Annotated in this window: 12 protein-coding genes; 10 read left to right on the forward strand and 2 right to left on the reverse strand. The window is 44.9% G+C overall.

What is annotated here, in order from left to right; all coding sequences use genetic code 11:
* The first annotated feature begins 47 nt into the window (after positions 1-47).
* Positions 48-926 carry an ion transporter gene (locus tag PPO43_RS10920; RefSeq protein ID WP_272617684.1) on the forward strand — a complete coding sequence of 293 codons (879 nt, stop codon included), beginning with the start codon at positions 48-50 and terminating at the stop codon, positions 924-926.
* A gap of 547 nt (positions 927-1,473) precedes the next feature.
* Complete coding sequence (mtaB, locus tag PPO43_RS10925) at positions 1,474-2,823, forward strand: tRNA (N(6)-L-threonylcarbamoyladenosine(37)-C(2))-methylthiotransferase MtaB (protein ID WP_272617686.1); 1,350 nt, start codon at positions 1,474-1,476, stop codon at positions 2,821-2,823.
* A gap of 716 nt (positions 2,824-3,539) precedes the next feature.
* Here the strand turns inward: mtaB and PPO43_RS10930 are convergent.
* The gene (locus PPO43_RS10930) at positions 3,540-4,037 is read right to left on the reverse strand and encodes a MepB family protein (protein WP_272617688.1); all 498 of its coding nucleotides are present in this window, start codon (positions 4,035-4,037) and stop codon (positions 3,540-3,542) included.
* 167 nt (positions 4,038-4,204) lie between these two features.
* Here PPO43_RS10930 and PPO43_RS10935 point away from each other — a divergent pair, with 167 nt between their 5' ends.
* The 8 genes from PPO43_RS10935 (at position 4,205) to PPO43_RS10970 (ending at position 12,224) form a co-directional block, all read left to right on the forward strand.
* Complete coding sequence (locus PPO43_RS10935; RefSeq protein ID WP_272617690.1) at positions 4,205-4,924, forward strand: toxin-antitoxin system YwqK family antitoxin; 720 nt, start codon at positions 4,205-4,207, stop codon at positions 4,922-4,924.
* Positions 4,925-5,023: 99 nt separating this feature from the next.
* Positions 5,024-5,956 carry a DUF4382 domain-containing protein gene (locus tag PPO43_RS10940; RefSeq protein ID WP_272617692.1) on the forward strand — a complete coding sequence of 311 codons (933 nt, stop codon included), beginning with the start codon at positions 5,024-5,026 and terminating at the stop codon, positions 5,954-5,956.
* Between the two features lie 249 nt (positions 5,957-6,205).
* Positions 6,206-8,080: a stage II sporulation protein M gene (locus PPO43_RS10945; protein WP_272617694.1), complete on the forward strand. Its 1,875-nt coding sequence runs from the start codon at positions 6,206-6,208 to the stop codon at positions 8,078-8,080.
* Positions 8,061-8,783 (forward strand): hypothetical protein, encoded by a 723-nt coding sequence (locus PPO43_RS10950; protein ID WP_272617696.1) that lies wholly within the window; start codon positions 8,061-8,063, stop codon positions 8,781-8,783. Before PPO43_RS10945 ends, PPO43_RS10950 begins: the two co-directional genes overlap by 20 nt.
* Positions 8,783-10,150, forward strand: coding sequence for a DUF4350 domain-containing protein (locus PPO43_RS10955; RefSeq protein ID WP_272617698.1), 1,368 nt, complete (start codon positions 8,783-8,785; stop codon positions 10,148-10,150). The genes PPO43_RS10950 and PPO43_RS10955 overlap by 1 nt, the downstream gene beginning before the upstream one ends.
* 64 nt (positions 10,151-10,214) lie before the next feature.
* A complete protein-coding gene (locus PPO43_RS10960; protein ID WP_272617700.1) occupies positions 10,215-11,246 on the forward strand; it encodes an AAA family ATPase in 1,032 nt (343 codons plus the stop codon).
* 64 nt (positions 11,247-11,310) lie between these two features.
* The gene (locus tag PPO43_RS10965) at positions 11,311-11,757 is read left to right on the forward strand and encodes a DUF3592 domain-containing protein (RefSeq protein ID WP_272617702.1); all 447 of its coding nucleotides are present in this window, start codon (positions 11,311-11,313) and stop codon (positions 11,755-11,757) included.
* A gap of 8 nt (positions 11,758-11,765) precedes the next feature.
* Positions 11,766-12,224 (forward strand): hypothetical protein, encoded by a 459-nt coding sequence (locus PPO43_RS10970; protein ID WP_272617704.1) that lies wholly within the window; start codon positions 11,766-11,768, stop codon positions 12,222-12,224.
* Positions 12,225-12,408: 184 nt separating this feature from the next.
* On the opposite strand, the gene PPO43_RS10975 is transcribed toward PPO43_RS10970, so the two are convergent.
* Entirely contained in the window at positions 12,409-12,930 is a 522-nt protein-coding gene (locus PPO43_RS10975; RefSeq protein ID WP_272617706.1) for an asparaginase domain-containing protein, read from the reverse strand.
* Positions 12,931-12,934: the final 4 nt, after the last annotated feature.

Below are 12,934 nucleotides of genomic sequence, written 5' to 3' on the forward strand. Positions count from 1 at the left end.
GTCAGCATTTTTAATATATAGCATATTTAATCACCAAATATAGCAATATGGGCACAGCCAAAAAACCCTCTTTTTTTAGTCGTCTATTTCTCAATGATCGCAACATCTTGGCCTTGATTAGTATCAACGCCGTGGTCATCTTTTTTCAGGGTTTTCCCAATACGGGCTATGAGCAGCTCTTCACTTATATGGATGATTTGCTCACGCTCCTCTTTCTGACCGAGCTGATCGTTAAAGCCAGACATTATGGCCTCAAAGAGTACCTGAGCACCCACTGGAACCGCTTCGACCTTACGCTGATTTTGCTCTCTTTGCCCTCCTTATTGGTCCATATTATCCCCGACCTGACGGATTACGTCAATGTGAGCTTCCTCATGGTCTTACGCGTCTTGAGGGTCTTCAAGTTTTTCCGATTCATCCAGTTTTTTCCCCAAGTAGAGCATATCTTCCGCTCCATTAGTGAGGCCCTGAAAGCGTCTTTTATGGTGCTGGTCGGCTTTTTTGTCTTGGTGTTCATTATGGCCATTATCTCAACCTTTTTCTTCCAAGAAGCAGCCCCCAATATGTTCGGCAATCCGCTCAAGGCCTATTATGTCATCTTCCAAGTCTTTACGGTGGAAGGCTGGAACGGAGTAACCGACGCTTTGGTGGAGGAGGCCCAATTTTCACCCGTTGCCGAGTTCTTTACTAAGGCCTATTTTATTTTCATGCTCATTATGGGCGGCGTTTTTGGCCTCTCTATCGTCAACTCGATCTTTGTCGATGCCATGGTCAGCGATCATGATGAAACCGAACAACAATTTGAGGAGGTAGAGCAGGAACTGAAAAAAATGCATAGCAAAATGGACCGCCTACTGGCCCTTCTAGAAGCCAAAGGGGTATTACCCGAAGAATTAGATCAAGTCGATCAGGAGACTAAGGAATAAGCTCCTCTTTTTTAAACTGCCCTTTTTTTGGGGCCCGCGGCCGAGCGGGGCGATCGCCCCGCTCGGCCGCCGCTATGCTACATGGCTCGCTATTCGCTCGGCCCTGCGGCGGCTTTGCCGCCTGGGTCGGCCTGCGGCCACCATTCCGCAGCGCTGGGCCTAATCTCCCTTTTTTGCTTGAACTGCCTAGCCAAAAGCAGGGCTTTGTTTTGTCACAACTCAAGTAGAATTTTAGTTGATAGCGAATCAATTTTATTTTTTTTATAGAAATGCTGTATCTTTTTTGCCTTATTACGTTCTATAACTACCATCCAAGGCGAAGAATATTTCGATCTAAGCCCAATACCAAACAAGACAAAAACCAACTATAGGAGGAAAGCTTTAGGGAGCTTTCCTTTTTTTTATGCCTATAGGGCAAGGGCTACAATTAGAAGGCTTGGCCGTTTTGCTCTACTTATGTATCTTTGCATTTGGCTTATTCATTATGAAAACAGCCCAAAAGGCTTGGCCTTTTGATTTATCTGGATGACAATAAAATATTTGTAGTTTGGCAACTCCAAGAACTGTAGCCTTTTATACCCTAGGTTGCAAACTTAACTACTCCGAAACGTCTAGCATCGGTCGCCTTTTTGAAGAGGCAGGCTATGGCGAAGTGCCCTTTAATGATGGGGCCGATATTTATGTGATTAACACCTGCTCGGTCACTGATTTTGCAGACAAGAAATGCCGTAAGGTCGTTCGTTCTGCCTTGCGTAAAGCACCGCATGCCTTTGTAATCGTGATTGGTTGTTATGCGCAACTCAAACCGCAGGAGATCGCTGATATTCCTGGGGTGGATTTGGTCCTTGGGGCCGCCCAAAAATTCCGCATCCTCGATTATGTGCAGGACCTCACTAAGGCTCCCGAAAAAGGGATGGTCTATGCCGGAGAAGTACAAGAAGCCAATGAGTTTATCGACTCTTTTTCTTTTGGCGATCGTACCCGCTCTTTCCTGAAGGTCCAAGATGGCTGTAATTATAAATGCTCTTTTTGTACTATCCCTCAAGCTAGAGGCAACAGCCGTAGCGATACGGTAGAACAGGCCGTAGCCAACGCTCATAAGATTGCCGAGATGGGCATTAAGGAGATTGTGCTCACTGGGGTAAACTTAGGCGACTTTGGGAATGGGACCGAAGTGATCGAAGGGGCTAAGCCCAAGAAAGAAGCCCTCTTTATTGATCTCATTAAGGAGCTGGATAAGGTAGAAGGCATCGAACGCTTCCGCATTTCTTCTATAGAGCCCAATCTATTAACCGAAGAGATCATTGATTTTGTGGCCCAATCTCAACGATTTGTGCCTCATTTTCATATTCCATTACAATCGGGAAACAACAAGCAGCTAAAGGCCATGCGCCGCCGCTACAAAAGAGAACTGTATGCGCAAAGAGTGGAATGGATTCGAGCCAAGATGCCGCAGGCCTGTATCGGAGTAGATGTTATTGTAGGCTTTCCAGGAGAGACCGATGAGGACTTTAAAGAGACCTATGAATTTATCCGTAGCCTAGATGTTTCTTATCTACATGTCTTTACCTATTCGGAGCGGGCCAATACTCTTGCAGCAGAAATGGAAGGCAAGGTGCCAATGCAGCTCCGTAGAGAACGCAATGAGATGCTCCGCATCCTTTCTGAGAAAAAGAAGCTGGCCTTTTACCAACAGCAGTTGGGTCAAGAGGATTTGGTCCTCGTAGAGGCTAAACAACAAGATGGCAAGATGTTCGGCTTTACCCGCAACTATGTTAAGGTGGCGCTTCCCTATAAAGAGGAGTGGATCAATAGCCTACAAGCTGTTGCCTTAAAGAAAGAAGAGTATATGGAGGATGAATTGGTTGTAGAGGCAGAGTTAGTTCCCGCTTTATAAGACCCAATTCTTCTGGATTGTAGATAAATGGCTTGCAGTAGCTTACTGCAAGCCATTTTTTTGTGCGTATAGCGGCCACAGGGTAGAGTTGGGGAGCGGATTTAGGTCTGTGGCGGCCACAGGGTAGAGTTGGGGAGCGGATTTAGGTCTGTGGCGGCCACAGGGTAGAGTTGGGGAGCGGATTTAGGTCTGTGGCGGCCACAGGGTAGAGTTGGGGAGCGGATTTAGGTCTGTGGCAGCCACAGGGTAGAGTTGGGGAGCTGATTTAGGTCTGTGGCGGCCACAGAGTGAAGTTGGAGAGTGGATTTAGGTCTGTGGCGGCCACAGGGTAGAGTTGGGGAGCGGATTTAGGTCTGTGGCGGCCACAGAGTGAAGTTGGAGAGTGGATTTAGGTCTGTGGCGACCACAGAGTGAAGTTGGAGAGTGGATTTAGGGCTGTGGCCGCCACAGCCTAAAGCAGGGACGTTGAGTATAGGATAAGGCGGTTCATTTGCCTAAGGCTAGATATATATAGGCGTGTACAGGCCCGAAGGGCCGCAGGCTGAGGGATGGAAGCTGGTGCGGCGCAGCCGCAGACCCAGCAGCAGCTTGCTGCTGTGCAGGGCCGAGCGAATAGCGAGCCAGCGAAGAGCCCGACCCGACCGCAGGGAGGGGCAGCCCCAAATCAAAAAGAAAAGAGGGAAGAAAAAGGGGGAGATAATGGATCATTGAGAGGGCTAAGTCCTTTTAGGGAAGAGCTTTTGGAGGAGTTGGGGGAAATGGGGGCTATCTAGGGCGTAGAAATATTGGAGTTGCCAGTTTTGAGAGTTTTTGGCGGTTGTATTTATGGGTTGGTCCCAGCTAGGGTAGATTCTAAAGCCTCTTTTTCCTGTTTGTTGATTTGTAGAGAGGATATTTTTTTCGATTAGGATAGCTTTGGGGAAAACAAAGAGGCCTTTATGGCTGTCTTTTTCGACATAAACGAGATAGAAGCTGAGGGGGTGTTGGCTAGAAAAGGGGGCGGTAGTTCCTTGGGCTTGTCGTTGCCAAAAGCTTACAAACTGGCCAATTTTTTTGGGGGTAATTTTTGCTTTTCGGTAGAGGACCGTTAGGCTATTGAGTTGAAATTGGCAGGCGGCATAGGCCTTAGAATTTGGGTCGGCTTCAAAATGGGACAATTGGAGTTTGGCTATTTGGTAGAAGGGGGCTAGGCAGATATTTTCGGGACTGGGCATGGTCTTTTCTACTTTAATTGATGGAAAGAAGGGGGAGAGGGAGTTGGTTTGGGGGCTAAAGATAGGGATATGCTTTAGACTTTAGATTGGCCTATGCTAATTGGGCTATTTTTGCGTTTCTTTATCGGGAACAAGTAGATTATTAACTTACTAACAACTAGAATGATATGTATAAATATATTTTGATGCTTTATTTGGCTATCCCCTTCTATTCGGCGGCACAGCTAGATAGCTTAGAAGACAAAGCCTTAACGAGCAAGTTTAGTTTGGTTTCGGTAGATGGGGCCGACAGTTTATTTTTGCGGCAGATGTACAATGTAGACACCTTAGTAGAGGAGGTGTATATACAGGGGGGAAAGATCATTGGGCAGTACAAAAGTTATTATATGGATGGTAGTCGCAAGCGAATAGGGACCTACGACCGTTATGGGCGAGCGACGGGCCAGTGGAAGAGTTGGCATCAGGGGGGGAACATGTCTAGTGAGTTACATTATAAAGATGGGGGCTTGAATGGGGCGGCTAAGTTCTATCATCCTTCTGGTCGTTTGAAAGAGGAGGGGCAATTTATGAGTCGGAAGACTCAGATGATCGTGTCGGGTAAGGTCGTAGAGCAACAATTGGAAGCTCGGATAGGGAAGTGGAAGAGTTATCATCCGAATGGTAAGCTCAGCATGGAGGGGGATTATTGGTGGCCGGGGATTAAGGACCGCAGTTATGAGGATTATTGGGAAGAGCAGGGAAGTATGGAAAGTGGGGAGTTTGTGCAGGCTTGGGAGGGCGATTTGCGGCATGGCGAGTGGAAGTTTTATGATGAGGGGGGGCATTTGGAGAAAGTCGAGTACTATAGTAAGGGAGAATTGGTTGAACGCAGCTCAGGCGGCAACTAAATACTGCTAAAGTTATATTAAGACGCTATTATTCTGTGACTTGGCTTGGTTTTTTCGCTCTTTAGTTTAAAGTTGCCCATTCATCAAAAAAAGAATACTATGAATAACTTACTAAAGATGGCCCTACTGCTTGTTGTAGCGGCTATAAGCTTAACGAGCTGCGAAAAAGAAGAGTCGGCTAAAGGAACAGTATCAGTAGAAATGACGGATGCCCCTATTGATAATGCTAATGTATCTGCGGCTGTTGTGACAGTGGCTGATGTACAAATTGGCGGACAATCCATAGAGGGATTCCAGAAAACGAGCATTAACTTAATGGCCTATCAGAATGGTTTGACGGCTGTTTTGGGGGAATTAGATGTGGAGGCCGGTTCATATAGTCAAATTACCTTAGTTTTAGATCAGGCGGAGGATGCTTCGGGCAATGCGCCGGGTTGTTATGTACAGACGGTAGATGGGAGCAAGCATGCTTTAGTGGCGGCCTCTAACCGTATAGATGTATCGGGTTATATTGAGGTAGCGGAAAATCAGACGACTACATTGGTGGCTGACTTTGATCTGCGTAAATCTATAGTGGCTAGTAGCAATGCCAATGATAACTATGATTTTGTTACGGCTTCGGAATTGAATTCGGCGGTACGTTTTGTGCAAAAGGATCGTACTGCGGATATGGATGGGCAGTTGTCTAATGATCCTTCCAATGGAGATCGTTTGGTGGCCTATGCTTATGTAAAGGGTACTTATGATCGGGATACAGAGGTACAGGGCAGTGGTGCTTCAGAAATTCAGTTTGCCAATGCGGTGAGTAGTGCTGTAGTGGATCAGAATGGAAACTTTCAGCTTTCGTTTTTAGAAGAGGGGGATTATGAGTTGCATATAGCCTCTTATAGTGAAGATAGCAATGGAAATTTAGAGTTAGCGGGGACCTTAGAGCTCTCAGCGGGTTTAGGGGTTTTATTGAATAACTTGGGGCTTTCTGCTGGGGCCAATCTCAGCTTATCGTTGACCGCCACGGCTTTTCTTCCCTTATAGAACGAGAAGAAAATCAGAAGATAAAATAAGTAAGCAAGCGTCTAGGATTAGGCGCTTGCTTTTTGTTTTTGGGGAGAAGAGGGAAGATTTTTCTTGTGTGGAGTTAAAGTTGTCTATATCCTGTCTGTGTAGTGGGGATAGCAAAAGCGAGATTAAATATTGAATAAGGCGAAAAAAATAGTTAGCTTTAAGAACTTAAACAGAAAGTAGTTGGCTTTACTGTTTTACTCTGTTACAAATATCCCCCTCATGCGTGAGACCAAATTTATAGAGAATAATAAAGACAAGTGGATAGAATTTGAGGAAGTACTGGCTTCTAAGGATCAGGATCCAGAGAAGTTGAGTGAATTATTTACTGAGTTAACGGATGATTTGTCTTATTCTCGGACCTTTTACCCGAATCGTTCGGTGCGGGTTTATCTTAATAATATATCGCAGGCTGTCTTTGACAGCATATACAAGAACCGAAAAAGTAGATGGAAGCGATTTCTGCAGTTTTGGTCTAAGGATTTGCCTCAGCTCATTTATGAGTCGAGGGTAGATTTCTTCTTGTCCTTTGTCATCTTTATGTTGGCGGTAGGTATAGGCGTCTTTTCGTCTATCATGGATCCGGACTTTCCCCGAGTTGTTTTGGGAGATGGTTATGTAGAGATGACCTATGAGAACATTCGGAAGGGGGAGCCGATGTCTGTTTATCAGGATGAGGATCAGACGGGCATGTTTATGCGGATAGCTTGGAACAACTTGAGGGTAGCTTTTGGGACCTTTATTTTGGGGTTACTCTTTGGGGTTGGGACCATATACATCCTTATTCAGAATGGGATCATGGTTGGGGCTTTTCAGTTCTTATTTATCCGAGAGGGGGTTTATTGGGATTCCATTTTGACGATTTGGCTGCATGGGGCAGTAGAAATCTCCTGTATAGTTATTGCGGGGGCTGCGGGTTTGCATTTGGGGCGGGCCTTATTATTTCCGGGCACATATAGTCGATTACAATCCTTACAATTAGCGGCTAGGCGGGCTTTGAGCATTTATATGGCCATTGTCCCCTTGATTATTTTGGCTGCTTTTATTGAGGGCTATATTACTCGATATAGTGATGCTTCTTATGTGGTTCGGGCCATATTGATTATTGCTTCTTTTGTTTTGATGGGGGGCTATTTTGTTTGGTACCCTTGGCGGGTTGGCCGTCGGCAGCAAACGGCAGAGGAAGACGAATTGGAATTGCCTGTAGCTAAAGAGCAGCCGATCAACTTCAAAGCGATTAAGAATCAGGGGCAGGTTTTTATGGATGCCTTTAAGCTTTATCGGAAGCAAATTGGCCGTTTGGCCTTAGGGGCGGCGGCCATGGCCTTTGTTTATACGGCTGTAAGTATTAAAATGGAGTACTATTTTGAGTTTCATCAGGCGGGCTTCTTATTTTCTTTCTTTGAGGCCTTAGCCTATACAGGCTATCATATTGCTCAATTTCTATTTTTAGAAGAGTTGAGTTTACGTTGGCTCTTGAATGTGGGGGCGATGTCTGTGATCTTGCATATTGCTTTATCCGGAGTGTCGGCTAAGGCCAATGGGCCGCTAAGTTGGGGGACGCATGCTAAGTTATATGTCAATGCGCTTTTAGCTAGTGGGCTAATCAATTTGTTGCTAGTTACTTACAGCAACGAAGAGTATTACATCATGATTTTCTTGTATCTGCTCTTTGTCATCCCTATTTTGGCGCATGGTTTAGCGGTAAGTTATAATGAGAAGAAGAACTTTATTGTAAGTCTTCCACTTTGGTTTAAGCATTTGGGGAAGAATTATATGTCGATGATGGGAAATTATGTTGTGGGGGTATTGATGAGTTTTATTTTCCTCTTTCTGACCACGGCTCCTTTAGTTGATTTTTACTTTAATTCCTTTATGACCTTATTGCCTATATCGGAGGAGAGTGCACAGATTTACTACACGAGTTTTAATCTATTCTTACATGCCTTTTCGCTTTGTTTTATGTTTCCATTGGTCTTTTTGGTCATGAGCATAGGGGAGCGGAGCTATAAGCAGACGGTACAGGCGGAGGATTTATTTGATCATATTGGCCAGTTGGGTCAGCAAAAGAAGAGTTATGGAATGGAAAGGGAATAGCTATTTGTTCCGTCTCTTGCTCGTTTGTGTTTTCTTTTGTTTGGGGCCTAATTTGGTAGAGGCGCAGCAATTAGAGCAGGCAGATTGGGAGCGCATTTCGGAGCGATACGATTATAATAGAGAAAAAGTAAAGGAAGAAAAGAAGGAGGAGCCCAAAGAGGATCAGATCTATAAAGACCGCTCTGTGGATACGCCATCTATGTCTTCTAGTACTCGAGAAGTATTAAAGTATAGCCTATTTGCGGTAGTGATTGGATTATTAGTCTTTATCGTCTTCCGTTTGGTTGGCGGAGGTTTGCTAGGGGCCAATCAGAAGATTTCTAAAGATGAGGCTTACCTCTTAGAGGAGATAGAAGATAATTTGGAAGAGGCTAATATTAAGACCCCTTTAGAGGATGCGGTACAGGCAGCAAATTATTCATTGGCCTTACGACTTTACTATCTCAGTATTTTGCAGGCTTTATTGCATGCTGGACATATTGTCTGGAAGAAAGAGAAGACCAATGGGGCATATATTCGAGAGATTTGGTCTCACCCTGCTCGTCCTTTATTCCAAAAAGTGACTAGAATCTATGAGTACTTCTGGTTTGCGAAGGGGGCGAAATTGGATCGGGTAGAATTTGGCCGTATTCGTCCTTCATTTGATGAAATGCTACAAAAGGCCCAAGGCCCTAAGACAAAGCAACAAACAACTAATGCCTAATGGAACAAAAGAAAAACGCTAGTTTGCTCTATGTCGTCATTGCTGTTTTACTTTTGGGGGTATTGGCTTACTTCTTTGGCTCTTCTCAAGAGGCAAAATATGATTGGTGGCCTTCTATGCAGCAGGCGAGAGAACAGCCTTATGACTTTAAGCTTTTAGAGGAACTACTTAAATCTAGTGTAGATAGCTTTGTGCGCTATGAGGATAAACGGATCGATGAGCAGCTGTCTACCGCTAATGCAGAGAATAGTCTGTATGTATTTGTTGGAGAGCAATCCTACTACTCTGAAGAAGATGCCCAGCAGCTAAAGGCATATTTGGAGGCAGGTGGAAATGCCCTGATTGTGACTAGTTCACCTTCTGATAGCCTATTCTATACGCTATTTGACCAAGATCATTGTTTTTATAGCGTAGCCACAGACGATCGGCTAAATAGCATAGAGGCAAAAACGGTTACCGCAGGCTTTTATGCCGATGCTTATGAGGAAACTCAAGAGGCAGAGCAATATCCCTTTGCCTACAAAACAGGAGTAAAAGATACGGGCTCTTATTATTGGCCCTATTTGCCCGACTACAATATTTGTCCAGGCGATGAACCTGCTGTTGTAGAGGCGGGCTTTTATCAAGTTGGGGGAGAGATGACTGAAATGCGTTATCCTTATCTCTTTGCTATTCAAGTAGGGGAGGGCCGCTTATACTGGCATACCAATCCTCTTATGTTGACTAATTTATACCTCTCGCAGAAAACGAATAAGGAGGTAGGCTATAAGTACCTCAAGCGCTTATTGCAGCCTTTTTCTGCTCAGAAGATCATTTGGGATTATGCGAGCACAAAGCCTCGACCTTATGATTATCCTCGACCTCCGCAGCGTTATGATAAGCCCAAAACGCCTATGCAGTATGTCTTTTCTCAGCCTGCGCTTCGCTGGGCTTGGTTGCTCTTAGTGGCTGGCGCTTTTAGCTATGCGCTTTTTGGGGCCAAGAGAAGACAACAGCGGATCGAGGTCTTGCCCAAGAACCACAATACCTCTTTGGGATTTGTGAAAACGATTAGTCGCCTCTATTTTCAGCGACAGAGTCATGGCCTTATCTTCGAGAAGATTATGCAGATTTTTCATGGACATTTGCGCAAACGCTATGGCCTTAATATTAAAGAATGGGATCAGTTGGCGGCCCAGCAAATAGCCCAGCGCAGCGAGGTAGACTACAAAATCATTGAAGAGATTTTAGAGCGCTACAATAGCCTGTCTTCTCAGTTGGCCAAACCCAATGTAACGATGTCTGCTGAAACCCTAAATGGCTTCTACCTATTGGTCCAAAAGTTCTACGATGCCGAAGAAGCAAGGAGAAAACAGCCAACGGCTTAAAGAATAAAAGATAAATTGCCTCATTTTGATAAAATCCTGAGTACCGAAAACTTAAGAACTAGATATGCAAGAATTTCCAGAGCAAGATAAGCCCTCAGAAGAGGAAGAAATTACCCCACAAATGCAAAGTTGGGAGCAAGAAGACAGCCAGAGCCTTAAAATTCAAGAGGCTGTACATAAAGTAAAGCAGGAGGTCCAAAAAGTGATTATTGGACAAGATGAGATGATTGACCTAATCCTAATCGCCCTGTTCTCAGGAGGACATGTGCTCTTGGAAGGGGTGCCTGGTATCGCCAAAACCCTAACCGCTAAGCTTTTGGCCCAAAGCATGAAGGTCGATTATACCCGGATTCAGTTTACTCCAGACCTTATGCCTTCTGATGTAACGGGAACGACGATTTTTAATATGAAATCTTCGGATTTTGTCTTTACTAAGGGCCCTATTTTCTCTAACTTGGTCCTGATTGATGAGATTAACCGCGCGCCAGCCAAAACTCAGGCCTCGCTCTTTGAGGTTATGGAGGAAAAACAGGTGTCTGTTGATGGAACGACCTATAAGATGAATTTTCCTTTTATGGTTTTGGCTACCCAAAACCCTATTGAGCAAGAAGGAACCTATAAGTTGCCCGAAGCGCAGTTGGACCGCTTCCTTTTCCGCATTCTTCTAGAATATCCCTCTTTACAAGAGGAACAACAGATCCTCTATCGCTTTAAGGATGACTTCACAAAGCGACAGGTAGCAGATGTTAAACCTGTGCTATCAGCCCAAGATATTCAAGAGTGCCAAGAGATTATTGAACAGGTGCATATCAAAACCGAATTACTAGATTATATTGCAGAGCTGGTGCACCGCAGTCGCTCTCATGCCGATCTTTTTCTAGGCGCTTCGCCTCGTGCCTCTTTGGCCATTATGCAAACGGCAAAAGCCCTAGCGGCAATGAATGGCCGCGGCTTTGTCACACCAGATGATATCCAATATGTGGCTTATCCCGTCCTCAACCACCGAATTATCCTAACGCCCGAAAGAGAAATGGAGGGCATGCAAATTAGTGATGTGGTGGCCGATATTATCGCGAAAGTGGAGGTGCCACGATAGACAAAAAACGAGCAAATACAAGCAATGGGTGGGGCCTATGGCCCCCATTTTTATTAGATTAGATATGGCAACTTTTTCTACTGATTTGGCCAAGCGGCTCATTTTTTGGCTCCTCTTATTATTTCCTAGTTATTTGCTGACCCTAGAACTAAAAGAAGTTTATAAAGTAATTGATTTTCAAGATAATGGACTGCTAGTAGATGCACAAGTCATCGCTGTAAAGGATCATAGTCGTACTAACAATGGCGATTTGGCTATTATGTACAGCGTTACTTTTATGTACAAGAGCCCTGAGGGAGAAGTATTTCGACGTCGAATTGATAGCCTTCCCGTCTATTATTATGAGGGCCAATCCGTCGAGCTCATTTATGAAAGAGGGAAGCCTGAACTAGCCGTCCCCAATGATTTTGGGCTGCTTTATGAGGAGACAATTACTTCTATCTTTACCATTTTTGGGATAAGCTTTTTAGTTGGCCTCTTTTTCTATGTCGCTTTTCTCAAAACGTCTTAATCCCCCTCATGATAAGTCCCCTTACCCGCTCTATCTTGCTTCGATTTTTTATCTGGTTACTCCTCTTTTTTCCCCTCTCTTTGGTCTGGACCTGCACGGCGACAAGCATCGGAGAACGACAGCGCCTAGAAAAAGAAGGCATTCGAAAATGGGCAAAATGTGTCCATAAACCCCGCCTGAATTACACCAATTCAAATGGAGAACGAATCACGGTTACTGGCGGAACTTATCGCCTTTATTTGGAGAGTGGCCTGGGTATAGACCTTACTTATCCCAATTTTACTAGCGTCGATGAAAAGCAGTTTTTTTCTATCGAAGATAGCCTAGAGCTGGTCTATTTCCCCAAAAAACCTAAGGAGGCTATTCCCCTTTATCTGCTGCAGGATTATCGAGAGTTTTGGCCCCTGTTCAGGTTTGTAACTCTCCTTTGTATAGTCATTTATTTCTATCTGTATCAGTATTTATAATAGGGGCTGCCCCTCGCTTCGCTCGGGTCGCTATGCTTCGGGGCTCGCAGGTCTGCTCGGCCCTGCAGGCAGGCTTTGCCTGCCTTTGGTCTGGCCCTTCGGGCCACCCGCTCCGCAGCGCTCAGCCGCTCCACCGCCTGCTTTGCTTTTAAGGGAGCGGCTTCGGCCGTTAAAGCCCCAAGGACTAATATTTTTTGTCTTTGGTGGTCTCAAAGTAACCCGTAGAGCGGTTTTTACGCACATTATCCCAATTGAAGTACTCGCCATGCATAGCAATATAAACACCAGGAGGCAGGGTTTGTACAAAGGCTAGGGCACTCCCCAAATTAAAGAAACCATCAGAAGACATCCCAAAGGTATAGGGAATCATAGCGCCTAGTAAGACAATCGTTTTCCCTTCAATTTTGCCTGCTTTGGCAATGGCGGCAGCGGTTACCTCCATGGTATCGGTCCCGTGGGTAATAAGAATGCGAGTTTCATCTGTACTTTGGCAATGCTTGATAATAATATCACGGTCCAACTCATTCATATCCAAACTATCGACCATCATTAGTGTACGGACCTTAATGTCTAGGGTAGAGCGCCCCCGCTTGAAAATTTCGGGCAAATGCGTGTCTTTAAAAAAGAGCTTGCCCGTAATCATATCGTATTCTTTGTCAAAAGTACCCCCAGTAACTAGGGCCAAAATGCTGTTGTTCTTTTTCATGGCT

Origin of the sequence: Saprospira sp. CCB-QB6 (assembly GCF_028464065.1) — a bacterium.
Taxonomy (GTDB): domain Bacteria; phylum Bacteroidota; class Bacteroidia; order Chitinophagales; family Saprospiraceae; genus Saprospira.